Here is a 26297-nt window from a genome sequence, read left to right on the forward strand (position 1 = left end):
CCAATGGTTATGCTAGATAAATTAGTTATCGCGAACCGAGGCGAAATTGCGCTTCGTATTCTTCGCGCTTGTAAAGAATTAGGGATTAAAACGGTCGCGGTTCACTCCACCGCAGACCGTGACCTAAAACACGTTCTCCTCGCGGATGAAACGGTCTGTATCGGCCCAGCAAAAGGCATCGATAGCTACCTCAATATCCCACGCATTATTTCTGCCGCAGAAGTGACGGGGGCGGTTGCCATTCATCCCGGTTACGGATTTCTGTCTGAAAACGCCGACTTTGCTGAGCAAGTCGAGCGCAGTGGCTTTATCTTTGTCGGCCCAAGAGCAGAAACCATCCGCTTAATGGGTGATAAAGTATCAGCCATTAACGCCATGAAAAAAGCCGGCGTACCTTGCGTACCTGGCTCGGATGGTCCTCTCGATGGTGACGAAGCAAAAAATAAAGCCCACGCGAAACGCATCGGCTATCCCGTGATCATCAAAGCCTCTGGCGGCGGCGGCGGTCGAGGCATGCGCGTGGTACGCTCAGAAGCCGAGTTGATCACCGCGATCAACATGACTCGTGCAGAAGCCAAAGGTGCCTTTAATAATGACATGGTTTATATGGAAAAATTCCTCGAAAACCCACGTCATATTGAGGTTCAAGTACTGGCCGATGGTCAAGGTAATGCGATTCATCTTGGTGAACGCGATTGCTCAATGCAACGTCGTCACCAAAAAGTGGTCGAAGAAGCGCCAGCACCGGGCATCAATGAAGAAGTACGTAAGTACATTGGTGAACGCTGTACGCGTGCTTGTATTGAAATTGGCTATCGCGGCGCTGGTACTTTTGAGTTTCTGTATGAAAACGGCGAGTTCTACTTCATTGAAATGAACACCCGAATTCAGGTTGAACATCCCGTAACCGAAATGATCACTGGGGTTGATTTGATCAAAGAGCAATTACGTATTGCCGCTGGCCAACCACTCTCCTTTACGCAAGACGATATTAAGATCCGCGGCCATGCCGTCGAATGTCGTATTAACGCTGAAGATCCGGAGCGATTCTTACCTTCTCCGGGCACGATCACTCGTTTCCATTCTCCAGGTGGCATGGGCGTTCGTTGGGAATCACACATTTACGCAGGTTATACCGTACCGCCTTACTACGATTCGATGGTCGGCAAACTGATCACCTATGGTGAAAACCGTAATGTCGCGCTAGCCCGCATGCGTAATGCGCTCGATGAAATGATTATTGAAGGGATTAAAACCAATATTCCTTTGCAAGAAATCATTATGAATGACGAAAACTTCCAAAATGGTGGCACCAACATCCACTATCTCGAGAAGAAACTCGGTATGAAATAATAGCCTCGCGCCTCAATTGCTATCATGCCCACTTCGGTGGGCATTTTTTTTGCAGGCTACCACCCTCTTATCTCCCCTCGTAGGATGCTCATCAGTCCCGTCCTTTCCGTCGAGATAACTTCAGGTAGGAAGCGAGCCGACAAACCTGCTAAACTCTGCGCCAATAACCGCGAATAAAAGAGAGCCCATGCCATGCCTTGGATTCAAATCAAACTGAATGCTACTAATGAAAATGCTGAAGCGATCAGCGATATGTTAATGGAAGAGACCGGTGCCTTATCGGTAACCTTACTCGATGCAAAAGATACCCCTGTCTTTGAACCGCTACCGGGTGAGACTCGTTTGTGGGGCGATACTGACCTATTAGCCTTGTATGATGCCGAAGTCGATACTCCAAGTATCCTTGCTCAAATCCGTGACAGCCAACTCCTTGCCGACAACTTCTCGTACAAAATCGAGCAAATAGAAGACAAAGATTGGGAGCGGGAATGGATGGATAATTTCCATCCGATGAAGTTTGGTGAACGGTTATGGATCTGCCCAAGCTGGCGCGACATCCCCGATCCTAACGCCGTCAATGTGCTACTTGACCCAGGCTTAGCGTTTGGTACCGGTACACACCCAACAACCGCACTGTGCTTACAATGGCTTGATTCACTCGATCTGAGCGGAAAAACCGTGATCGACTTTGGCTGTGGCTCCGGTATTCTTGCGATTGCTGCGATTAAACTCGGTGCCGCGAAAGTGATCGGTATTGATATCGATCCGCAAGCACTGCAAGCATCCAGAGACAATGCTGAGCGCAATGGCGTCGCCGATAAAATTGAGGTTTACCTACCGCAAAATCAACCAGAGAATTTAGTCGCTGATGTCCTCGTTGCCAATATTTTAGCGGGCCCATTACGTGAGCTTTCTGCGGTAATTAAAAGCTTAATTAAACCAGGTGGTCTGTTGGCAATGTCTGGTGTGCTGAACACACAAGCCGAAGACGTGGCGACCTATTATCGTGATCAATTAGACATAGACCCAATTATTGAGCAAGAAGAGTGGTGTCGGATCACTGGCCGCAAGCAAGATTAATGAAGAGTTTATCAGTTAATTGATTGAAATATGGGCAATTTACAAAAACAATTGCCCAATGCTCAAATATTAGTCTTTTCACACCGTAAAAAAATGCGTAAAATGCGCGCCCTTACTGGTATGAAGCTGTGAAGACGTTTTGAAAATCGGAAATCATCAACTTAACAATAACCTCATCGTGGCTCCGATGGCTGGAGTCACCGATAGGCCGTTTCGTGAGTTGTGTCTCCGTTATGGTGCAGGAATGGCCGTCAGCGAAATGATGTCCTCCAATCCCGCACTATGGAAAACCGATAAATCGAAAAACCGCATGGTGCATCAAGGCGAATCGGGCATTCGCTCAGTACAAATTGCAGGTAGCGATCCACAGCAGATGGCAGAAGCAGCACAGTTCAGTGTTGAAAACGGTGCGCAAATCATCGATATCAATATGGGCTGTCCTGCAAAAAAAGTGAATAAAAAGCTCGCGGGTTCTGCATTACTCCGTTATCCGGATGTGGTTGAACACATTCTTAAAGCGGTCGTCGATGCAGTCAAGGTTCCTGTCACCCTCAAAACCCGAACGGGCTGGGACACAGACAATAAAAACTGTGTTTATATCGCTCAATTAGCCGAAAACTGCGGCATACAGGCGTTTGCGCTTCATGGGCGAACTCGTACTTGTATGTACAAAGGAGAGGCAGAATACGACAGTATTAAAGCCGTTAAACAGGCGATCAGCATTCCTGTCATCGCGAACGGAGACATTGATTCTCCGCAAAAAGCGAAACAGGTGCTGGATTATACCGGTGCTGACGCTTTAATGATTGGTCGACCTGCCCAAGGTCGTCCATGGATTTTTCAGGAAATCCAACACTATTTGGAAAGCGGTACCACCATGCCTGAACTTCCGGCTCAGGAAGTAAAAGACATTTTGCTTGGTCATGTGCACGCTCTCCATCAGTTTTATGGTGAGTATTTAGGTCCTAGAATTGTGCGTAAGCATGTAGGCTGGTACCTAAAAGAACATGAACAAGCCAGTGAGTTTCGCCGTATCTTCAATGCCCTTGAAGCAGCTCCGCTGCAGATAGAAGCACTTGAAGGTTATTTTGATAACGTTGCATCATAATTAAGAGAAGAGCTAGACCGAATATGTTCGAACAAAATCTGACTTCAGAAGCTTTAACCGTAACTACCGTAACTTCACAAGATCAAATCACGCAAAAACCATTGCGCGACTCCGTTAAAGCGTCTCTTAAAAACTACCTTGCCCAGTTAAATGGTCAGGAAGTGACTGAACTCTACGAATTAGTTCTAGCCGAAGTTGAACAGCCACTATTAGACATCATCATGCAATACACTCGCGGTAACCAAACTCGCGCAGCAACCATGATGGGTATCAACCGCGGCACTCTTCGTAAGAAACTGAAAAAATACGGCATGAATTAATTTCAGCATCAGGCTACAAAATTCATCAAGGCTTACCACGGTAAGCCTTTTTTATTGATTCTTCACTTGCTCTGATAAGATAAATATTGTTATAACAATCCCTTATCTATATAACTGAAAAGCATGCCAAGAACTGGCGATGCCCGATGATACAGCCGAGTCAACCTCAGGAGATCACCCATGAAATTACAGCAACTGCGCTACATCCGAGAGATACAGCGCAATGGCTATAATATCTCGTTAACCTCAGAAAAACTGTTTACCTCACAGCCGGGGATCAGTAAACAGGTGGCATTACTTGAGGGAGAGCTCGGCGTACAAATTTTTGAGCGACAAGGTAAGCATCTGTCTGGTGCCACCGAAATTGGTCAACAAATCATTCAAGAAGCGAGCAAAATGCTCGAAATTGAAGAGAAAATCAAAGCCATTTCGGCCAGCGTTACCGCACCCGATCGCGGAAGAATGAACATTCATACCACCAACGCTATCGCGAAATTTTTACTGCCCGAAACCGTGCGCTACTTTATGAATAAATACCCTAAAGTCTCGCTGCACATGGGCACCATCGAACCTGATAGCCGTGGTAATACCCTACCAACAGGCCCGTATGACTTCTCTGTCGTTGCCCAAGAAATTGACGAGCAAGCTGATTTAACCGTGCTACCCGCCTATAAATGGTCACTGAGTTTAATTTTGCCACTCAACCACCCTTTGGCTGACGTCGAAAACATCACTCTTGAGCAACTGGCTCAAGAAAAATTAATCAGCTACGAATTAAAATCAACCGGTCGCATGGCCATCGATGACGCATTTACTCAACGTGGGCTGACTCCGACGTATATCGTTACCGCCATGGATGCCGAAGTGATCAAAGAGTACGTCAGGCTGGGCGTAGGAGTGGGGCTTATCGCCTCTGTTGCTACCCACACGATGAGCGATAGTATTGTCGTTCGCTCTCTCGAAGGCTTAGTACCAGACTGCTATGCTTGGTTGTGCTACAGCAAAAACCTGTTTTTACAGCAATACATGTATGATTTTATTGCTAAATTCGCCCCTCACTTGACTCGAACAATGATCGAGCAAACCGCTCACCTTTCCAAAGCGGAGCTGACCAAATGGTTTGAAGATATGAATCTGATGACCTACCGCTAATGTTTCTCTGAGTCACGCAGCTTGGTGGTGTCGGCGCAAGATGCCACCATTGCCGCTTGATCATCACTCCCTCCTTGTCATTCATACACCGATCGTATTAATTAAGCCTCAAAGATAAATTAACACTTGAAATGTAAATAATAACAATTACTATTCACAACCTTGTTATTAACCCGTTGATCATTACTCTTACACTACGTCGATAACTCATGACGTTAATACTTAGGCGAGTCAATAATCCTCACTCGTCGTCGATGACGTGGGTAAGAGATAAACAACTTTTTAGTCAGTACTTATATGCACCTTATCTCTCATTATCTTCGCCCAAGCTTGCTGTGCCTGGCGATTGTCGCAACCTTCACGCAAGCGGACACTCAACCTGAAACCATAACGATTACCAGTCAAAGTAGTCAACATCCAATCGTATCAACGGCGACGCGTACCGAAACCCCCGCTAAGTTGATACCACAGACCATCAATAGTATATCTGCCGAGCAACTCACCGCCTTTGCACCAGCCTCGTTAAGTACCGCACTGGTTGGTACTCCTGGTATTGATGCGGTCAACGATACTCGTTTTGATAGCGTAATGATTCGCGGCTTTGGCGCCAGTAACGATTTTTATCTCGATGGTTTTCGTGATGATATGCAATACACCCGAGATTTAGGCAACATTGAAAGTGTGGAAATTCTGAAAGGGCCAGCGGCGGTACTCTATGGTCGAGGCAGTAGTGGCGGTATCATCAATCGGGTCAGTAAAACACCCCACAAAGGCCAAAAATCCAGTATTCATGCTCGGATCGGTAGCCATGATTATCAACGCTTAGCCGTCGATTTAAACGGTGAGTGGCATGATGATGTACAAGTGCGTTTAAACATGGCGCAAGAGGATAACAACAGCTTTCGTGATGGCGTCAACAGCAAACGCACGCTCTTTGCTCCTTCGTTGGATTGGACCATTAACGACGATCTTAACTGGTTAATTCAATATGAGCGCAACGCTCATGACCGAACGCCAGATCGCGGCATTCCTAGTGTTAATGGTCGCCCAGCAGAGGTCGCTAACCGTGCCGTATACAGTGATACCTCACGTGACTTTATTAACGACGTTAGTGAAGCGACTCGTTCACGTTTAACCTGGCAGATCAACGATAGTTGGCAACTGCGCCAGCAACTCAGTTACATCAAGCTCGATAGTGAATTTGATAACACCTATGTCGTGCAAGTCAAAGGCGATCAAGTGGTGAGAAACCGCTGGCAACAATTTCTCAAGGCGAACACTTTAACCAACCAACTCGAAATGGAAGGCCAATTTACGACAGGGCCAATCCGTCACCGTCTATTAACAGGTATTGAGCACAGTTGGCAAGAACGCACACCGACACTCTATCGTAATAAGCAATCCATCCCCGCTGGCGATCTCTACCAACCGGATCAATTGCCCACTTACCAAGGAGAGATGGCCTTATCGAGTGATGCTAAGCACAAGGTTCGTACCAGTGGCGTGTATGTGCAAGATCAGCTCAGTATCAACGATTGGCACCTATTAATGGGCCTGCGCTACGATGAGTTTTACGTCAATACACAACGTATTGATACCAACAAACAAGAGACCCAAACCTCTTATACACTCAGCCCTCGCTTAGGTTTGGTGTGGAATCCCGTCACCGATCACGCCCTGTACGTCTCTTACAGTAAAACCTTCTCACCGGTTGGCGGCGGATTGATTGGTATTACTCCGGGTAACCCAGCCAATGAACTCGATCCCGAGAACAGTCGCTTGTATGAAACGGGAGTAAAAAGTGATTGGCTCAATGGCCGAATCGCCACCACGTTATCGGTATATCGTTTAGAAATGTACAATCGCCGCATGAAAGATCCACTCGATCCTGAAGTGACCATCCTCACTGGTTTACAACGCACTGATGGCGTCGAGTTAGACATCAAAGCTTATCTTAACGACCACTGGTCACTGCGCGGCGGGATCGGCTGGCAAGATGCCAAAATCATCAAATCAGAGGCCAATACCCAAGGCAATCGCCCAAGTGCGGTATCCAAACTTAATGGGCAGCTTTTCCTTGCTTACCAACATGGGCAAGGTTGGTTTGGTGAAACCGGCATAACGGCAGTAGGCGATCGTTTTGCCGACACCAATAACACCACCACGTTGCCCGGTTACGCCCGCCTTGACGCGCGCATCGGTTATCAATGGCAAGATTGGAAAACGCAGTTGAGTGTCGAAAACCTATTGGATAAGGACTATTACGTCAGTGCCACCGGAGCCACGCAAATCATGCCCGGCGCACCACGTCAGTTTTACTTAAGTGCTCAATACTCTTTTTAACCATCTGAAATAGCGCACTAACTCTGCCCCTCTTTCCTCGACTGCACGGTTTAGCGTGCAATCGAGGAAACCTCAAAAGTCATTACATCATCATAAAACGGTTATGGATAAAGCTGGGGAAGAGCACTAAAAGTGTTTATGATAAACTCTCCAACCACCACTATTGAGGCAAAGAGAGTGAAGATCATTGCGGTAACGGCGTGCCCCACAGGGATAGCTCACACTTATATGGCGGCGGAAGCACTGCGTAAAGAAGCCACGAAACGCAACATCACCATCAAAATCGAAACCCAAGGCGCAATGGGCATTGAAAATCCGCTCACCCTTCATGACATCATGCATGCCGATCGTCGACTGATCGTCTCTGATATTGAGATAGATGAAAAAGAACGCTTCAAAGGCTGCGAAACCCTGACATTTTCAATTGAAGAAGTGCTGACCAATGTGCAACTTGTTATCGATCGGTGTTTAAAGTCTTAATGATGGTCAGTCGGATTAGTTTTATCCTTGAGGGAAATGGCTTTACAGCTTGGCAGCTCCATCAAATCAAGCAATTAACGAGTTACTTTCGCTCGATGTTTGTTTTATACAATATTACTCGCGATCAACAAGCAACGCTGAGTGATACTCTTCATGTATTAAGTATTGGCAGTTGTCGACATGATGTTTGCCAAATTGCGATTGAAGGGCTAGATGCCGAACTGGCTTGCATGGTGCTCACGGAATATCTACGCCAACATACAACGCTCTTTGCTAGCTCACATACCAAAAACGCATCGGCAGAAGCCATCTTGGCCAACCACTCAACGTTTAGTTTACCCTTTACCATACAATGGCACAGCTTATTAAAGGCTGAATTCGCTAATCAAAAAGACTGCTTACACTATATTGCCCAGCAAGCCAATTCTGCTGATGAGTCAGCGTTAATCCGTCAGCTCCTTGCCAGAGAAGCGATTGCCGCCACAACACTACCGCCGAGTATTTCGCTACCTCATGTTATTAGTGAACACATATCAACACCTTATCTTTGTGTACTCACGTTAGATCAAGCGATTAATTGGGGGAGTACACAGGCAGAGACCCGATTCATTATTGGTTTAATTTTACCAAAGCGGAATCCCATCAAAAAAGAAGAAATCATGGCCGCCACTCGATTAACACGCTGGCTGATTGAGAGCCACCACCAACAATTGCTTTTTCAGCAACCCAACGAAGCCCATTTAAAAGGTCTTTTGTTACATATCATGGCTCATTGAATACGCGCCCGATATTGAGATGGCGTCATCCCTGTACGCTCTTTAAAGACACGGAAAAAATAGTTCACATCTTGAAAGCCACACCGAGTGGCCACTTCATGCAGACGAAAATGATATTTTTTAAGCATAAATTTCGCGCGTTCCATGCGTACCCAAGTCAAATAATCCACTAACGTCATATGCCCCTGCTGTCGAAAAAGGCGCGATAAATGGTTGGGGGAAATATTAAACCGTTGCGCAATACTATCTCGAGTGATCGTGCGGTGAAAATTCTCCTGGATATAGATGCAGATACCCTGATAAAGATCTTCTCCACGCTTTTTCGGCGCACCTTGTGAAGGCTCAAGAATTCGTAACGTATAGGCAAGCAGAGCACATAACAAATGCTCATCGATCGGCGACTTTTTAGGTTCCCTAGCGATGGCATTTAAGCTTTCTAAAATATTGTCCATTGCATAACCAGTCCGAGTTTTGATACTGAATTTTTGGACATCGTAAAATCCGCTCTCTCCTTGACGTTTCGCAACAAAACTAAAGCCTAATTGTCGTCGACCAAATAATAGACTTAATACTGAGCACTCTTCTTGCCAATCGGGTTTATTCCAACAGTTGGGCGGAATATAAAGCGCATCCCCTGTAAAAATATCTACAGATTCAATGCCATGCACATCATCTTCGATCAAATTACGATAGCACCCTTTCAGCACGAGCTCTAAGCGAGGGAAATTGACCTGATAGCTAAAAGCAGGCGGCGTGTGATGATCACCAGCAAACCAAATTCTCTGGCCCTGCTCCCTCTCCGCCAAAATGGCTTCAATAATGTGACTGAATACCTGACTCATAGGCTACTCGAATAATGAAACAATAATCCTATTGTTTATTTTATTTAATGCGTTAAATTTCGCAGATACATTAAAAACAAAGAGAGAAACGACATTAAATAACTGTTTTATAAAAAATTAATACCATTAGACAATAAGAATATAACTATCAATAAAAATGGATTTGGATCACAGTTAATCAATGAAGTTACAATAATCCAGTAAATGTATTTTTAGGAGACTATAGCCGATCACTCTCTAGGTGCAAAATGTGACGACTAAAACAACATCTAGGTAAGGGAAAAACATGATCACTGAACTGATTAATCAACAGTTGATTAAGCTCGACCTTTCTGCGACCGATAAAAATGGCGTGCTGGAAGAGCTGGTCGAAATACTGGCGTCACAAGGACGTCTGTCTGATAAACAGCAATTTTTAGCCGATATTCATGCCCGAGAAGCGCTCGGTAATACTGGCTTTGAAGAAGGGGTTGCCATTCCACACGCGAAAAGTGCAGCAGTAATCCACCCAGCACTAGTGATCGGCGTCAGTCGTCAAGGGATCGATTATGGCGCAGAAGATGGCCTGCCCTCACAATTGTTTTTTATGATTGCCTCCCCCGATGGCGGTGACAATCACCATATTGAGGTGCTCGCTGAACTGTCCTCAAAACTGATTGAAGAAGGGTTTATTGAACGCTTTCTCGATGCTAAAACCGAGCAACAAGCTCTTGAACTGCTACTCGCCAAATCTCAACCTACCACCAGCATAACCGCCGATAAAGGCTTTCTGATTGGCGTCACTGGCTGCCCGGCTGGCGTTGCTCATACCTATTTGGCGGCCGAAGCGTTAGAAAAAGGCGCAGCCGAATTAGGCTATACGATTAAAGTTGAAACCAACGGCTCGATAGGGGTTAAAAATAGCCCATCGGCGGAGGAAATCGCTCGCGCGGAGGCGATCATTGTCGCTTGCGATAAGCAGGTCGATCTTTTGCGTTTTGCTGGTAAAAAACTGATTGAAACCGGTGTAAAAGAGCCGATTCGTAATAGCAAAGCCTTGATTGAGCGAGCCTTAGAAGCCCCTCATTATCAAGCGGATACTCGTGGTCATCATTCTCAAGATAATAAGAGTAAAGCATCGCAAGCACGCTCCGACCTGTATCGTTATTTAATGAATGGGGTATCACACATGATCCCCTTTGTCGTCACGGGCGGTCTACTGATCGCATTATCGTTAGCGATTGGTGGCCAACCTACCGAAGCTGGCATGGCGATTCCTGCCGATAGCATGTGGAATAAGGTGCTGGATGTCGGCGTTGTCGCCTTCACCTTAATGATCCCTATTTTAGCAGGTTATATCGCCTATGCGATTGCCGATCGCCCAGCGTTAACGCCCGGTTTGATTGGTGGTTGGATCGCCAATAATGGTTCTTTTTATGGCGCAGAAGCGGGCACTGGCTTTATCGGAGCGATCATTGCGGGCTTATTGGTCGGTTACTTTGTGAAATGGCTCACCAGCATTCACTACCATAAGTTTATTCAACCTTTAGTACCCATCATGATCGCCCCCATCGTCGGCTCCCTATTCATTTCCGGCTTATTTATCTTTATTATTGGCGCTCCTATTGCCAGTTTGATGGACAGCTTAACGGCGCTTTTAACCTCCATGAGTACAGGTAACGTCGTATTATTGGGCATTGTTCTTGGCGGCATGGCAGGTTTTGATATGGGTGGGCCTTTTAATAAAGTAGCTTTCCTCTTCTCCGTGGGAATGATCGCCAGTGGTCAAACGCAATTTATGGGCGCAATGGCTTGTGCGATTCCGGTTGCACCACTGGGTATGGGTCTGGCAACCGTATTAGGACGTAAATTGAATCTGTTTGAAGCGTCTGAAATTGAAGCCGGAAAAGCAGCGGGCGCAATGGGGTTGGTCGGCATTTCTGAAGGGGCAATTCCTTTTGCCGCGCAAGATCCGATGTCGGTGATCCCAGCTAACGTGATCGGCTCGATGGTTGCCGCGGTGATGGCCTTTTCTTTTGGCATCACCAATAGCGTTGCACATGGAGGCCCCGTTGTTGCGCTACTTGGCGCGATGAATAAGCCCCTACTAGCCATTATTTGTATGTTAGCTGGTACACTGGTCACCGCGATTGTCTGCCTTAGCCTGAAAAAAATGCGTCACTCGCAACGCTTAGCGGCCGCGGTTTAGCTTTTTAAAACTGATTCTCACGATGGTTAGGCCTCATTACTGGCATCAATCATCCACTGAATCGAGCAATAACAAAGAATCTCGGCGAGTGAAACCGTTGAACGCTCCACCAGCATAACCAGTAATCAATGATAGAATGTGGTTAAGTTTTCTTAACCACATTCATCACATTTAAACCACCAGCAAAAGCAACACCATCCGTTGTACTTCTGTTTCATCCCAGGAGTTTTTTTTCATAGGATTCAAACCAATGAGTGATATCGAGACTAAACCTTTCTTTTTAATGAGTAATACCATTCAGCATTATGCTTGGGGTAGTATTGATTCATTCTCACAGCTTTTTGAGATAGTGAACCCTCAGCAACAACCCCAAGCCGAATTATGGATGGGGGCGCATCCTAACGGTTGCTCACGGGTAGAATACCAAGGTCAACCGACACTCCTCAGTGAATTGATTGCTAGCGATCCCGTGTCTTTTTTGTCCGCTCATACCGCACAAACCTTTGGCGAACTTCCCTATCTTTTTAAAATACTCGCCGCAGAGCAAGCGCTCTCAATTCAAGTTCACCCGAGTAAATCAGAAGCCGAGCAAGGCTTTGCCAAAGAAAATGCGGCGCAAATACCGCTCACCGCTGCTCACCGTAATTACAAAGATCCCAATCATAAACCTGAATTGGTGTACGCACTGACCGATTATCAAGCGATGAACGGCTTTCGGCCGATAAACGAGATTGTTGAACACTTTCAACGGTTAGCGATTGAGCCTTTACAGCCTTTGCTTGAACACCTAGAACAACATCAAACGGAAGCCGGACTGGAAAGGTTTTTTACCGAGCTGTTATCATTCTCAGGTTCGGAAAAACAAGTGGCCATCGAACAACTCATCGCTTATGCACAGACACATCATGAACATGCTCTTTGCCAACTGATTATCCGGCTGTCAGAAACCTATCCGCATGACATTGGTTTATTTGCCCCACTGATACTCAATGTTCTGACCTTAAAGCCTGGGCAAGCGATGTATCTTGATGCTCGAACCCCTCATGCGTACCTGAAAGGCACCGGATTAGAAATTATGGCCAATTCGGATAATGTATTACGGGCTGGATTAACCCCTAAACATATGGACATTATAGAGTTGGCGAAATGCACACGATTTGCCGAAAAACCGGCCTCAACGTTACTTTTTACCCCTCAAGTCACGGATGACGTTTTACTCTTTGCGGTGCCCGTCGCCGATTTTAAATTTGCCATTTACCCGCAGCCGAACCAGTGCTTAGTCAACGTCTCTAGTGCAGAAATTCTGCTCGCGATCGATCATGACGCCACCTTAACCGCCGCTGATGGACAAAGTATTACCATCCATAAAGGGCAATCGGTGTTTATCCCTGCTTATACCGAGCACTACCAGTTAAGTTCTTTAGGCCGAGTGGCTAAGGCGTATAATTAAAGCAAAAAAATAACCAAGAGCCTGAAAAGACTCTTGGTTATATAAAAGGCTCTTGCTTAGTGGCTAGTGAACGCATTCACCGTCAATAACCACCAAGGCATAAAACTAGCTCACTATACCTTTAATACTTTCACCGTATAAGAACCATCTTTTTGACGATACAGACCATGAATATCGGTATCAAACCCCGGATAATGGGCACCAATTTCACAGAGCATTTCCAAAAACTCTAAGACTGGACGTGAATGCTCTGTCACCATCTCACCGGGCAGCACCAAAGGCACACCAGGGGGGTAAGGCAGAATCATATTGGCACTGACCCGACCAACCATCTCATTAAGCAAAATCTCTTCGGTTTGGCCACGCAACTCTTGTTGCCATGCCGCGTGTGGGGTCAATTTCATTTCTGGTAAAACATCAAACGCCTTGTACATCAATTCTGGTAACGAATATTTGTTGATTAAGTGATGAATACCCTGAGCTAATTCTTGTATACGCATACCCTCATAAAAACTTGGCGATTCTTTATACAATGCCGGTAAAATCGAGCGGATGGTTAAATTCAAATCATAACCACGTTTAAACTCGGTTAACGCACGTAACAGTTGCATCGCCTTGGATTTATCAATACCAATAGAAAACAAGAATAATAGGTTGTACGGACCCGTTTTCTCAACCACGATACCGCGTTCATCAAGAAACTTAGCCACTAAAGAGGCAGGAATTCCTGATGCTTCAAGCTCACCTTGTTGATCCATTCCCGGTGTTAACAACGTAATTTTAATGGGGTCAAGGTACATGTGATTATCATCAATACCTTTAAAACCATGCCAGTTGTCATTTGGGTCTAGCTTCCAACATTCTGTCGTATCAATATTCTCTGGCTGCCATACATCGAAGAACCAACTGTCACTTTCACCTTTTAAGCGTTTGATCTCTTTACGGAAACGTACTGCACGATCGATAGAGTCTTGCATCAACTTACGCCCAGTGTTGCCGCGCATCATCGCCGCCGCCGTTTCGGTTGACGCCACAATCCCGTATTGAGGTGAAGTCGAGGTGTGCATCATAAAGGCTTCATTAAACGACTCTTTATCAAACTCACCTTTGATATGAATCATCGAAGCTTGTGAGAACGCGGCCAGCAGCTTATGGGTTGATTGCGTTTCATAGAACACTTTACCCGGCATCGCCTGCCCACTCATGCCACACTTGCCGTCATAAATGGAGTTAAAGTTAGTGTAAGGTACCCAAGCACTGTCGAAGTGGATGTGTTTACACTCTAACGACTCTTTGATGAATTGCGTGTTATAGAGCAAGCCATCATAAGTGGAGTTGGTGATAACGGCATAACTTGGTGCGCTGGCACCCGGAGTATTGGCCACTTTTTCTGCAATCACTTCGCGACTAAATTCGCGTTGTGGAATGCCGCCTAAAATACCGTAAGCATTACGCGTCGGACGGAAATATATCGGCGTGACATCGGTCATCATCATCAAATGAGTCAGGGATTTATGGCAGTTACGATCGACCAACACCGTACTTCCTGCAGGTGCAGAATACATACCCACGATTTTGTTGGATGTCGATGTTCCATTCGTCACTATGTACGAACTATCCGCATTAAAGGTACGAGCGATATACTCTTCGGCTTCTTTGTGTGGGCCAGAGTGATCTAATAGCGAGCCGAGTTCAGGCATCGAAATGGAGACATCTGCCTTAAAGGTATTCGGGCCATAAAAGTCGTAGAAAATACTTCCTGCAGGGCTTTTTTGAAACGCCGTACCGCCCATATGCCCAGGAGTACAGAAGGTATATTTTCCTTCTTCGACATATTTAAACAGCGCTTTGGTGAACGGAGGCATAATCGCGTCTTTGTATTCTTGCGTCGCTTGATTAATTTTGATCGCGATATCATCAGCCATGCCTAATGCGTACTCAAAAAAGCTGACATTCAAACGCAAATCCGTCAGTGAAATATCCAAGGTGGATTGTTCGTTAGCAAAAGCGTGCACAGGCAGCTTTTCATTGACGTCGCTGATCCGCTCACAAAGCTCTAGAGAGTATTTATCCCAGTCAAATAGCACCCCACAAATTCGAGGATTCATCTCAATCAATTTGATCAAATCTTTGTCATCAACCGGATAAACCACGTCATAACCAGCTTTTTCTAAAGCCGCATGCAGCTGACGAACTGGCTCTTCTTTAAAGAACACACCCATGTGGTTCAAAATAGCAAAAATATTCATTTGGACATCTCCAAGACGAAGAAAGGCGCTCCCTATCCATTGCGATAGTGAGGAGAAGAAGCACCAAGGGGTAAATGAACGCTAGCTGTGGATGTTAACCATGTCCTAGCGTGAGAAATTAAGCCGCTGACACGGGCTGATCGTTTTTATGTAATTCCATGTACTGAGCCAGCCCTGCTTTTTTGCTGTAGAACATCAAAATCACTAATGACATGATGAAGGTGGCAGTTAACGTTGTTCCTTCAGCTCCCGCTAACGCCACCATACAAAATGCGCTAGCCACACCAGAGAACAACATCACAAACCCATTGCGAGTGGTCATACCTTCAAAACGAATCAAGTTAATACTGGAATAGAAATACGGCAGCATGGTGAGTAACACCGCATCGGTGGTCAGTTGACTAAAGATATCGGCGGCGTGCGCCGTTTGAGAACTAAAGACCATCAAGATACTCATCAATGCTGTCATTTTGATTGATGCGAGAATTAAGCCTTTCTTAGGTACACCATTGTTATCCGTATCACCGTAAATTTTCGGGAAGTTGCCATCACTTGCGGCGCGTTTTCCCGCTTCGCCAACCAACATCATCCAAGAACCTAATGACGTAAAACAAGCTAATGCCGTGAATGCTGAAACGAACGAAGCAGACCAACTGCCAAAGAGTGCTGTGGTGGCAAGCGCAAAGGGAGCACCGGATGCAGCCACTTCTGCCGCGGGGAACATACCACTGATCATTTGGGTAGAGAGGATATAAATAACCCCAGCTAACGCGGTACCCAGCATAGTCGCTAATGGCACGGTGCGTTTAGGATTATGGACCATACCCGATGACACCGCGGCCGATTCGACACCAACAAAAGACCACAAACAAATCAGCACCGCGCTAATGATCGCATGGTTATCACTGCCAGCAGAGACGTTCCAGTTCTGTTGATAAGTTGCCATATCAAAGTGAGTCCAGCCCAGTAACGCCGTTCCTAATACAGGTACTAGAATTAATGCCAAGCCAAAAGTACATAAGCGACTAACCCAGCTACCTCCTAATAAATTAACTAAGGTAAATAACCATACCGCAGCAATGGTCGCCAGTCCGGCTGGCACAGGGTTGTTCAAAATGGGGAAGAAAACAGAAAGGTAAGACACCCCAGTGATAGCAATCGCTAAGTTACCAATCCAGTTTGCATGGTAATAAAGCACCCCGGCTTGAAAACCAAACACTGGTGAGACTTCACCTGCATAGGCAATCGGGCCACCTTGTTGTGGGTTTTTGGTCGCTAAGCGAGCAAATACAAAAGCCAAACTCAGCGCGCCGATAATACAGATAATCCAACTAAATAGAGAAATAGAACCAACCGTTGCTAGGCTTGAGGGTAACAAGGCAATGCCACTGCCCATCATGTTCCCCGCCACTACCCCGGTACAGGCGATGACGCCAATTTTTTTGGTATTCGATGACATAACGTCTCCCGATATTTTCTACGAGCCACAGGCTCAAACCATAATGAGCAAGATGCGTGGTTGGCGAATAGGCCACTGCGACGCCTTACTGAATTTGGCTGCAGCTTACGCCGAAAAGTCGTAGAAAAAATAAGGATATCGTTATCAATAAAATAATGACTGAATCCGTATATCTTTAGATAAAGACAAGAAAAATAAAAATAAAACTCTATATTTTTCATATAGATAAATACAATAAAAACCAAACCTCACAAAAGGTAAAAAGATAAAGATCATAATAAAGGTATCGCGAGACTGAGATAAGTTGACGTTATCAATCGATTGATAGGGTAGAGACAAAAGTAATGCTCATCAGGAAAAAGCCAAGCAGCGTTTTCTGATGAGCATTATTGAGAAAAGAAGGGTTAGAGATAAGATCAAACAACGTAGTAGAGATAGAACAGCCAACGCCATCCCTAGGGTCTGTTTATCTTTCGAGCTGATTTTTGCAGCAGTTTGTGGCTTCTTTATACAAGGCAGAGGCTTTGATATGTAGTTACTCTACCTGAGAAGCCAATAATGGCCTCGCCATAAAATCAACCGCCGAAAGATCGGCAAATGCCTCTTGGGCTGGAATAATTTGCAATTCCCACTCCTCACGATGCGCGGTTTCTTTTAAAACGCGATAAACCGCGTGGTTACACAGCTCAAATGATTTTACAGGATCATGATTATTCAGATAATGGCCGGTAAACAGCGAGGTGATTAAATCCCCCACGCCAACGGGTTGACGGGCAAAGTCCAGTAACGGCCGAGTAACAATGAACAATCCATCCGCACAGCCCATCAACATCGTAAATTCATCTTCTGACGCACTATGCAGATGTTTGACTAAGACAATTTTCGGTCCCATGGTCAAGGCGCGTTGACACGCCTTGATCGCCGACGACAAATCGGTAATTTCGATCCCAGTAAAATGGGTTAACTCAAACTGGTTAGGTACAATAATATCCGCTTGTTTCATGATCCGCTCACAGAGCGCTTCCGTTACCTCAGGACTGACCACACAGCCCTTCATCGGATCACCCATGACGGGATCGCAGATATACAAAGCGTTAGGATTCGCCGCCTTCACGCGCTCAACGGTCTCTAAAATTTCATCAGCCTGCGTGCCGCTTCCCATATAACCAGAAATGATCGCTTTCACGTCGCGGGTCACATCAATACTGATTAATCCATTAATCAGCTCCGTGATGCAGCCCAATGGCATCACCTGACCTGTCCAGCCCTGCGCGTATTGGGTGTGGTTGGAAAATTGAACCGTATGAATCGGCCAGACGATATGCCCTAAGCGTTGCAAAGGAAACACCGCAGAACTGTTACCGGCGCAGCCATAGACCACATGAGATTGGATAGAAAGAATACCTTGCATCATCGCCTCAAAAAGAGCACATCGCTCCTAATATAAATACATCAACATCACAATATACGTACTGACAACAGTGGCGATAAAGTCATTATTCATTGTGTTACTTAAATCTATGCCTTGTGTTTATAGCACCGTCGTCACCGAAGGATGCACCGCACGATAAAGCGCATAATCTATCGATTTAAGGTTGCTATAAAAAGCTAAATTTTCACATAACAGGTACGTTTCGAGCGAAATATCCATATAAAACGCCTCACTGTAAGCTTCACTGGCACGCTCGGTATCGCCTTGTAATTCAGCAAGCTTACCCAATAACACATTACCAAACACCGATTCACGAACACTGAGCGCTTGTTGCAAATACGCATCGGCCCGCAGTGGATTGTCGCGGATAATTTCATGCAATGCTAAAGCTTCAAAAATACGTGGTTGCGACAAAGGGTGCCCCTGATCGACAGCAAGTAGTAACTGTTGGGTTAATTGATTAGCACGGTCAACACTCAGTGATTGTCTAGGGTCGAGGGCCGTTTGTACGTAATAGGCAACCAATAATTCCGCTTGTAAATAGTGATTGATTGGCTCCATTTGCAATGCCTCTTCCAGTAGTCGGATCCCCTCTTTAAAAGACGAAGGTTGAGAAACGTTCAAATAATGATGTGCACGAACAAGCTTCAGTAATGCTTGCTGGTTCTCAGGCATCGCCGCCATCAATAACGATGCTTTATTCTCTGCATCGGGTACGGCCAAAGCCTGCATTAATTCTGATGAGGCTTTCTCAATCACCTGCCTGATTTGCGGTAAGACCAATGGATATTGACGACTAAAAAGCGTAGTCCCTGAAGCATTATTTCGATACTCCACATCCAGATAAGTATGCCCCGCCTGATCCTGAATCTTCACCGTGACGGTCTTACCCGGTAAAACGCCCGCCACAAAACGAGCCTTACTCAGTCGCACTCGATAATGACTCACCTGGGCGATATTAGCCGCGAGTTTTTGGACTAAACCATCCGATAACTCGATATGGTCTTGATCCTGAATCAACGTCTCTTGGAAAGTAAACTCAATTAAGTGAGTATCCATTGCTTGAGTGATGTTGGTTTCGGATTGGTAGTAGGTAAATACCCCAAAAGCGATAATTAAGGCGCTGATCCAAAGTACATCAAAAGCTATTGATTTCCAGCGACGAATCTCAATCTTATCTCGCCGAGTGGCGGGCTTGCGGCTGTTTAATGCTCGAGTTAATGGCCCTGCTGGAAAGATCATATCCGTAGACCCAATATCCAACTCTTGATGCTGATGCGGTTCGACATCACGCTCTGAGTCATCATCCACAAGGGTATGATTGGCGTCAACGCTCGGCTCTGGGGCAATTTCAGTGACGCTGGCAACCAGTTTATAACCACGTTTGGGAACCGTGATCAAATAGTGAATACTTTCTTCTCGACCATCACGTAATAGCTTTCTTAACTCAAAAATAGATTGCGTGACCACCTGATCGGTGACAATAGCACCGCCCCAGACATGCTCTATTAACTGCTCACGACAAAATACTTCCCCTGGATTTTTTGCAAGAAAATACAGAAGGTTAATTAATCTTGGCTCGACCGAAACTTCCCTATCTTGGCGATACAATTTATTTTCATCAACGTTTAATCTCCAATCGTTGATTTGAAAATGCATTCCAACCATGTGTGTACCATGAAGTATCAGTATCCCCTTTCAACTTGACGTTGCTGTGGCGTTGGCTACGCTCACTCACTTGCCGCTGACCTGCTACATTCAGTTGTTGGGGGATAGGCAATGATTAAGTGACATTTATATCATTTAATCAGAAGGGCGGGATTATATAAAGATTTAGATCAACCGACTAATTATCCGACAAACTAAAAATGCAAACTAAGGTTGGTTATTCCAACGCCGCTAAAATGGAACAGTGACTGGCATCATCATCGGTGTCACCACAGCAGGCATCATTGATCTTCTTTAATGCGATGCGAATACGCGTTAACTCAGCAATTTTCTCATCAATTAACGTCAGTTTCGCGCTGGTGATCGATTTCACTTCAGCGCAGCTGTGTTCGGTCGCTTCAAGCTTAATTTCCAGTAATTCTTTAATTTCGTCCAAACTCAAGCCCAGTGCTTTGGCTTTTAAAATAAAGCTCACTTGGCGCTGATTCGCCTCACTGTACAAGCGATAACCCGATTCGCTACGCCCCGCAGGCTTGATTAAACCGTTTTTCTCATAAAAACGTAGGGTATCGCTCGATACGCCACAACGCTTAGCTAACTCGCCGATCTGAAACATTGATTTTCCTCCGTAAAGCCAATGGATTTTTTACTTGAAAAAATGACTTTTAACGATTACTTTCCTCATGCCAAACGATTGCGCAAGACCTTTAACCAGAATTTGGCTAGAATATGCGCCATCTTCACACAAGAACAACGCTCATCATCGGCGCATGACATTACCGTGCTTGGGATGAGAAGGCGCTTTGTGGTAAAACATTTTGATTATACCCAAGTCATCCGTGATTGCTTGGGCAAATACACTCCATCAATGAAAGGAAAGTGGAAGCATGAACAACGCTCGCCCTATTCGCCGCGCTCTGATCAGCGTCTCTGATAAAACGGGTATTCTTGAATTCGCTCAAGCACTTGCAGAACGTGACGTAGAACTTCTCTCAACGGGCGGCACCGCTCGCCTTTTAGCCGAGCATGGCCTCACTGTGACAGAAGTGTCTGATTATACTGGCTTTCCAGAAATGATGGATGGACGCGTAAAAACGTTACACCCGAAAGTGCATGGCGGAATCTTAGGCCGTCGTGGTCAAGATGACGCCATCATGGCAGAACATGGCATTCAACCAATCGATATGGTGGTGGTAAACCTGTATCCCTTTGCTGATACCGTTGCGAAAGCCGGTTGCACATTAGCCGATGCGGTTGAGAACATCGACATTGGCGGGCCAACCATGGTGCGTTCTGCGGCGAAAAACCATCAAGACGTAACGATCGTGGTCAATGCCCACGACTACTCACGTGTGATTGCAGAAATGGATGCTAACGACAACGCTCTAACTCTAGATACCCGTTTCGATCTCGCCATTGCTGCTTTTGAACATACCGCCGCTTACGATGGCATGATCGCCAACTACTTCGGCACGCGGGTTCCCTCTTATGGTGACAATCAAGAAGGGGATGAGGACTCCAAGTTCCCAAGAACTTTTAATGCGCAGTTCATCAAAAAACAAGACATGCGCTACGGCGAAAACAGCCATCAAGCGGCAGCGTTTTATGTAGAAGCTCACCCACAAGAAGCCTCAGTCGCGACCGCGCGTCAAATTCAAGGCAAAGCATTGTCGTACAACAATATTGCCGATACCGACGCTGCGCTTGAATGTGTGAAAGAATTCGCTGAACCCGCGTGTGTGATTGTCAAACACGCGAATCCATGCGGCGTCGCCTTAGGTAGCGATATTCTTCAAGCCTACCAGCGCGCTTATCAAACCGATCCAACCTCAGCCTTTGGTGGCATTATTGCTTTTAACCGCGAGCTCGATGCGGACACAGCAACGGCAATTATTGAACGCCAATTTGTCGAAGTGATCATCGCTCCAAGCGTTTCTGAGCAAGCGGCTGAGATTATCGCGGCGAAAAAGAATGTTCGCTTACTGGCGTGCGGTGAATGGTCGAGTAAAACGACTGGTTTCGATCTCAAACGAGTTAACGGTGGCTTGTTGGTACAAGATCGCGACCAAGGTATGGTTACTGTTGATGATCTTAATGTTGTTACCACTCGTCAACCGACGGAAGAAGAGCTTAAAGATGCACTGTTCTGTTGGAAAGTCGCGAAATACGTTAAATCGAACGCGATTGTTTACGCCAAAGGAGATATGACCATCGGTGTCGGCGCAGGACAAATGAGCCGGGTGTATTCGGCTAAAATCGCCGGTATTAAAGCTGCTGACGAAGGTTTGCAAGTCGAAGGCTGCGTAATGGCTTCTGATGCTTTCTTCCCTTTCCGTGACGGAATCGATGCAGCAGCCCAAGCGGGAATCAAGTGTGTCATTCAACCCGGTGGTTCCATGCGCGATGATGAAGTGATTGCTGCCGCCAATGAACACGGAATGGCAATGATCTTTACCGGAATGCGTCATTTCCGTCATTGATTTAGGTTCTAGGCTCTAGGTCCTAGAGCCTTTAAAATTTAAGGAAGTCATTATGCAAGTTCTCGTTATTGGTTCTGGTGGCCGTGAGCACGCTCTGGGTTGGAAAGTCGCACAGAATCCTCAAGTTGAAACCGTCTTTGTCGCTCCGGGTAATGCGGGGACCGCGCTTGAACCTAAGCTAGAAAACGTCAATATTGCCGTAGAAGATATTGACGGTTTAGTCGCCTTTGCTCAGCAAAAAAACATTGCCCTCACCATTGTTGGCCCTGAAATCCCTCTCGTGCTTGGCGTGGTTGATGCATTCCGTGACGCAGGACTAGCGATTTTCGGCCCCACTCAAGCGGCGGCGCAATTAGAAGGTTCAAAAGCCTTTACCAAAGATTTTCTCGCTCGCCATAATATTCCGACCGCCGCTTACGCTAACTTTACCGAGATTGAGCCAGCGCTGGCTTATGTACGTGAACAAGGTGCACCGATCGTCGTCAAAGCCGATGGTCTGGCGGCGGGTAAAGGAGTCATTGTTGCGATGACGCTGCAAGAAGCCGAAGACGCCATTCAAGATATGTTGGCGGATAATAGCTTTGGCGAGGCGGGCAGCCGCGTCGTCATTGAAGAGTTTCTCGATGGCGAAGAAGCCAGTTTTATCGTCATGGTCGATGGTAAAAATGTACTGCCGATGGCCACCAGCCAAGATCATAAACGCGTTGGTGATGCTGATACTGGCCCAAATACTGGCGGAATGGGCGCTTACTCTCCTGCCCCGGTCGTCACTCAAGACGTACACGATCGTGTGATGCGTGAAGTGATTTACCCCACTGTGCGCGGCATGGCAGCGGAAGGTAACCCTTACACAGGTTTTCTCTACGCGGGATTGATGATTGATGCTCAAGGCACACCGAAAGTGATTGAATACAATTGCCGCTTTGGTGATCCTGAAACCCAACCGATTATGATGCGACTGCAATCAGATTTGGTTGAGCTGTGCTTAGCGGCGCTGGATGGCAGACTTGATCAAGTAGAATCGAAATGGGATCCACGTGCATCGATTGGCATTGTGCTTGCCGCCGGTGGTTACCCAGCCGATTATCGTAAAGGAGACGTAATTTCTGGTTTGCCGACGCAAGAAGTCGCTGGAGAGAAAGTCTTCCACGCTGGTACCAGTGATCAATCAGGTGCTGTGGTGACCAACGGGGGACGAGTATTATGCGCCACGGCATTAGGAGAAAGCGTCTCCCAAGCTCAGCAGCGCGCTTATCAGCTCGCTCAGCAAATAGAGTGGCAAGGCATGTTCTATCGTCATGATATTGGCTACCGAGCGATTGCTCGTGAGCAAGCAAAGTAGGCGTTACTACTCTCACTGATGACTCGGTCATCACCAAAAAAGCCGCATAAGCGGCTTTTTTGATTTTCTCGCGGCTATCTCAATCGAGCATCTCTACCGCTTGTCTGGTTATCGAGCAATTTAATCGGCATCAATCAATGCTGGTTGAGTCATACAAGCTCTGTCAGGTTCTGCCACTGATAACACGCTGTCGACTTGCAACTGAGCACTGCTCACTCGACCCAACAAGGCAACATAATGAGGAGTTTTCAAACGTTCCATGACATGCTCTGGCGTAGTCAACGGCCAAAGCACTTGCGAAAAACGACGTCCGGTACAGCTGGTTAAGCTTTGTCCGTCCCACACGCCTTGATATAAAGACCAGCCTTGACGCGCTTGCTGCTTGCTCATTTCAACCAGTTGCTGCGCTTGCTGCAAATACTCACTACGTTGCTCTAAGTTTAGCGGCAGCACTTTACCATCGACACGAAATTGCTGATAAACCGCTTCGCCTTGTTGGTTAAAACGCACATGTACGCGGTAAGGAACCAATTGCGCGCCTCTTAGCTGCATGCCTTCGCGCACCACCTCACGCACAGAACCCGATTCCCAGCGATAATTGGTTTGATACCAGCCATAGTCACCCATCAATACCTGATCGGCTCCATGAGCCGGACGGTTTTGATATTCGGTATACCAATAGAAATGCGTCGCATCGCCCATCGTTTGACCACCAACATAGTCATTACGTTGATCAAGATTGGCATGAGGAACCGAAGAAGCACAGCCGATAAGAAGCAGGGTAAGAAGAAGAGAGAGGAATTTTTTCATGATAGAGACGCCGAGATAAAATATCTCGGCGTAGTATAAATTACTTCAATGAATCTTTCAGTGCTTTCCCGGCAACAAATGCTGGAACATTAGCGGCTGAAATTTGGATCTCTTCACCGGTTTTTGGATTACGGCCAGTACGCGCCGCACGGTGATTAACTTTAAATGTACCAAAACCAATTAGTTGAACTTGGTCGCCCTCTTTAAGTGCACCTTCAACCGCACCAAGAGTCGCTTCAAGAGCAGCTTTAGCCTGTACTTTAGAAAGATCTGCTTTCTCTGCAATAAAGTCGATTAATTGGGTCTTGTTCATTAGGTTTCCCTTCTTATAGGTTATCAAATCGAACCCACTCTAAAACATAAATGCCCTATCTGGCAAAGGTTTGTCGTATCCGTTGTGCTTCTCTGACGTACTTTTAACCATAATATGAGTATTCACTCACAATTTACTGTATTTTCAAGCCTCGCCTGACCTTGTTTTAACCCACCAGCGCCTTTATTTATAGACAAAGACGATCAAACTCTCTACTGATTGGATACCCATAACTTGAAATAGTCAGCCAGTAGCAATGAACGAGAATCTTGACCTTGAAGTGAACAAGTATAGCGATATAGAGTAGCTATACTGTGTCAATAATCCGGAAAATGAACCTATTATTAAGGCTGTTATGCTGCTATTAAGCTTATACGTGACTATCGCGATTGGCGTTTCTTTTATTTGCTCCGTATTAGAGGCTGTACTGCTCAGTATCACTCCAAGCTACCTAGCTCAATTGCGACAGCAAGATCACCCAAGTGCTGAAAAACTCTCGCTGATAAAAGCAGATATTGATCGCCCGTTAGCTTCAATCCTCACTTTAAATACCATCGCCCACACCGTCGGTGCAGCAAGTGCTGGTGCTCAGGCAAGCCTTGTTTTTGGTAACCAGTGGCTGGGATTATTTTCGGCATTGCTAACCTTAGCTATCTTAGTCTTATCTGAGATTATCCCCAAAACCTTGGGTGCCACCTATTGGCGTCAATTAGCACCTATCTCTGCCAATGTATTGCATTGGATGATTTGGGCTTTAAGCTCCTTCATTTGGTTTTCACAACAGATCACGAAACGTTTAGCCCCTCAGCAACCATCGATAAAACTACGTGATGAACTCTCCGCGATGGCATTAATGGCTAACGAAAGCGGCGAGCTAGCCGAAGGAGAGTCGAAAATACTCAACAATCTGCTCTCCATTAGCGATGTTCCCGTCACTCAAGTCATGACACCGCGAACGGTACTTTTCAGAGTCAGTGCCGATATGAGCATTGATGAGTTTTTGCATGAACATAGTGACACACCATTTTCACGACCACTGATTTATAGCGGAGAGACAGATAATGTGATTGGTTTTGTGCACAGACTAGAGCTATTCAAATGGCAACAAAACCATCAAGGCGCTCAGAAGCTCGGTAATGTGATGCGCCCGTTGCATGTTGTGCTTAACACACAAACCTTACCGAAAGCGTTTGATCAGATGATGAAAAAACGTCAGCAGCTCGCGTTAGTCGTCGATGAATATGGCAGCGTGCAAGGCTTGCTAACCCTAGAAGATGTGTTTGAACACCTTGTCGGTGAAGAGATCCTTGACGAAGCAGACAAAGTCACCGATATGCAGCAATTAGCGACTGAACGCTGGGAACAATGGAAACAGGCTCATGGTGTCATTGAAAGCCGAGACGAGGATGAGCCAAATAGCCGCTAACTTCATCTTCTGACCGTTAAAAGCGT

General features: G+C 46.0%; 22 protein-coding genes. 14 read left to right on the forward strand and 8 right to left on the reverse strand.

The annotated features are described in order from the left end of the window. Positions 1 to 9 precede the first annotated feature (9 nt). From accC to CAG60_RS12945, 8 genes are all read left to right on the forward strand, one after another. On the forward strand, positions 10 to 1353 hold the full coding sequence (gene accC, locus CAG60_RS12910; RefSeq protein WP_040905716.1) for an acetyl-CoA carboxylase biotin carboxylase subunit: 1344 nt from the start codon (positions 10 to 12) through the stop codon (positions 1351 to 1353). A gap of 192 nt (positions 1354 to 1545) precedes the next feature. Next, the gene (gene prmA / locus CAG60_RS12915; RefSeq protein WP_161439100.1) at positions 1546 to 2433 is read left to right on the forward strand and encodes a 50S ribosomal protein L11 methyltransferase; all 888 of its coding nucleotides are present in this window, start codon (positions 1546 to 1548) and stop codon (positions 2431 to 2433) included. 139 nt (positions 2434 to 2572) lie between these two features. Next, positions 2573 to 3541, forward strand: coding sequence for a tRNA dihydrouridine synthase DusB (dusB, locus tag CAG60_RS12920; RefSeq protein ID WP_158137708.1), 969 nt, complete (start codon positions 2573 to 2575; stop codon positions 3539 to 3541). Between the two features lie 23 nt (positions 3542 to 3564). After that, on the forward strand, positions 3565 to 3861 hold the full coding sequence (gene fis, locus CAG60_RS12925; RefSeq protein WP_004397332.1) for a DNA-binding transcriptional regulator Fis: 297 nt from the start codon (positions 3565 to 3567) through the stop codon (positions 3859 to 3861). Positions 3862 to 4041: 180 nt separating this feature from the next. Beyond that, positions 4042 to 5013, forward strand: coding sequence for a LysR substrate-binding domain-containing protein (locus CAG60_RS12930; RefSeq protein WP_161439101.1), 972 nt, complete (start codon positions 4042 to 4044; stop codon positions 5011 to 5013). Positions 5014 to 5310: 297 nt separating this feature from the next. Continuing rightward, positions 5311 to 7356, forward strand: a complete 2046-nt coding sequence (locus tag CAG60_RS12935) for a TonB-dependent receptor (RefSeq protein WP_161439102.1) — start codon at positions 5311 to 5313, stop codon at positions 7354 to 7356. A gap of 177 nt (positions 7357 to 7533) precedes the next feature. Then, positions 7534 to 7836 carry a PTS fructose transporter subunit IIB gene (locus CAG60_RS12940; RefSeq protein ID WP_158144365.1) on the forward strand — a complete coding sequence of 101 codons (303 nt, stop codon included), beginning with the start codon at positions 7534 to 7536 and terminating at the stop codon, positions 7834 to 7836. After that, positions 7821 to 8612, forward strand: a complete 792-nt coding sequence (locus CAG60_RS12945; protein ID WP_161439103.1) for a PTS sugar transporter subunit IIA — start codon at positions 7821 to 7823, stop codon at positions 8610 to 8612. Before CAG60_RS12940 ends, CAG60_RS12945 begins: the two co-directional genes overlap by 16 nt. Here the strand turns inward: CAG60_RS12945 and CAG60_RS12950 are convergent. Next, positions 8606 to 9454, reverse strand: coding sequence for a helix-turn-helix transcriptional regulator (locus CAG60_RS12950; RefSeq protein WP_158137700.1), 849 nt, complete (start codon positions 9452 to 9454; stop codon positions 8606 to 8608). The two genes, CAG60_RS12945 and CAG60_RS12950, sit on opposite strands and share 7 nt — an antisense overlap. Before the next feature lie 286 nt (positions 9455 to 9740). On the opposite strand from CAG60_RS12950, the gene CAG60_RS12955 reads away from it, so the two are divergent. Together CAG60_RS12955 and manA are read left to right on the forward strand one after the other, a co-directional pair. After that, positions 9741 to 11642 (forward strand): PTS fructose transporter subunit IIABC, encoded by a 1902-nt coding sequence (locus CAG60_RS12955; protein WP_161426136.1) that lies wholly within the window; start codon positions 9741 to 9743, stop codon positions 11640 to 11642. 250 nt (positions 11643 to 11892) lie between these two features. Further along, complete coding sequence (manA, locus tag CAG60_RS12960) at positions 11893 to 13092, forward strand: mannose-6-phosphate isomerase, class I (protein WP_161439104.1); 1200 nt, start codon at positions 11893 to 11895, stop codon at positions 13090 to 13092. A gap of 113 nt (positions 13093 to 13205) precedes the next feature. Here the strand turns inward: manA and CAG60_RS12965 are convergent, their stop codons facing one another. From CAG60_RS12965 to zntR, 5 genes are all read right to left on the reverse strand, one after another. Beyond that, positions 13206 to 15341 (reverse strand): lysine decarboxylase CadA, encoded by a 2136-nt coding sequence (locus CAG60_RS12965; RefSeq protein WP_161439105.1) that lies wholly within the window; start codon positions 15339 to 15341, stop codon positions 13206 to 13208. A 118-nt stretch (positions 15342 to 15459) separates the two neighbouring features. Beyond that, positions 15460 to 16800: a cadaverine/lysine antiporter gene (cadB, locus tag CAG60_RS12970; RefSeq protein ID WP_161439106.1), complete on the reverse strand. Its 1341-nt coding sequence runs from the start codon at positions 16798 to 16800 to the stop codon at positions 15460 to 15462. A 535-nt stretch (positions 16801 to 17335) separates the two neighbouring features. Next, complete coding sequence (pdxY, locus tag CAG60_RS12975) at positions 17336 to 18211, reverse strand: pyridoxal kinase PdxY (RefSeq protein ID WP_161439123.1); 876 nt, start codon at positions 18209 to 18211, stop codon at positions 17336 to 17338. A 120-nt stretch (positions 18212 to 18331) separates the two neighbouring features. Then, complete coding sequence (cadC, locus tag CAG60_RS12980; RefSeq protein ID WP_161439107.1) at positions 18332 to 19900, reverse strand: lysine decarboxylation/transport transcriptional activator CadC; 1569 nt, start codon at positions 19898 to 19900, stop codon at positions 18332 to 18334. Positions 19901 to 20117: 217 nt separating this feature from the next. Further along, on the reverse strand, positions 20118 to 20516 hold the full coding sequence (zntR, locus tag CAG60_RS12985) for a Zn(2+)-responsive transcriptional regulator (RefSeq protein WP_004397353.1): 399 nt from the start codon (positions 20514 to 20516) through the stop codon (positions 20118 to 20120). A gap of 21 nt (positions 20517 to 20537) precedes the next feature. Between zntR and CAG60_RS16875 the strand changes: the two genes are divergently transcribed. Genes CAG60_RS16875 through purD form a run of 3 tightly spaced genes read left to right on the forward strand, consistent with a single transcriptional unit; the run spans position 20538 to position 23722 of the window. Beyond that, positions 20538 to 20834: a hypothetical protein gene (locus CAG60_RS16875; protein WP_233268193.1), complete on the forward strand. Its 297-nt coding sequence runs from the start codon at positions 20538 to 20540 to the stop codon at positions 20832 to 20834. After that, complete coding sequence (gene purH / locus CAG60_RS12995; RefSeq protein ID WP_158137695.1) at positions 20788 to 22380, forward strand: bifunctional phosphoribosylaminoimidazolecarboxamide formyltransferase/IMP cyclohydrolase; 1593 nt, start codon at positions 20788 to 20790, stop codon at positions 22378 to 22380. The genes CAG60_RS16875 and purH overlap by 47 nt, the downstream gene beginning before the upstream one ends. A 52-nt stretch (positions 22381 to 22432) precedes the next feature. Next, a complete protein-coding gene (gene purD / locus CAG60_RS13000) occupies positions 22433 to 23722 on the forward strand; it encodes a phosphoribosylamine--glycine ligase (RefSeq protein ID WP_161439108.1) in 1290 nt (429 codons plus the stop codon). Between the two features lie 120 nt (positions 23723 to 23842). On the opposite strand, the gene CAG60_RS13005 is transcribed toward purD, so the two are convergent. Both CAG60_RS13005 and hupA read right to left on the reverse strand, forming a co-directional pair. Continuing rightward, a complete protein-coding gene (locus tag CAG60_RS13005) occupies positions 23843 to 24532 on the reverse strand; it encodes a DUF1481 domain-containing protein (protein WP_161439109.1) in 690 nt (229 codons plus the stop codon). Between the two features lie 40 nt (positions 24533 to 24572). Further along, positions 24573 to 24845, reverse strand: a complete 273-nt coding sequence (hupA, locus tag CAG60_RS13010) for a nucleoid-associated protein HU-alpha (RefSeq protein ID WP_004397369.1) — start codon at positions 24843 to 24845, stop codon at positions 24573 to 24575. Between the two features lie 355 nt (positions 24846 to 25200). Between hupA and CAG60_RS13015 the strand changes: the two genes are divergently transcribed. After that, positions 25201 to 26271 (forward strand): CNNM domain-containing protein, encoded by a 1071-nt coding sequence (locus tag CAG60_RS13015; RefSeq protein ID WP_161439110.1) that lies wholly within the window; start codon positions 25201 to 25203, stop codon positions 26269 to 26271. Positions 26272 to 26297: the final 26 nt, after the last annotated feature.

Origin of the sequence: Vibrio sp. V33_P6A3T137 (assembly GCF_009904835.1) — a bacterium.
GTDB classification, from domain to species: domain Bacteria; phylum Pseudomonadota; class Gammaproteobacteria; order Enterobacterales; family Vibrionaceae; genus Vibrio; species Vibrio metschnikovii.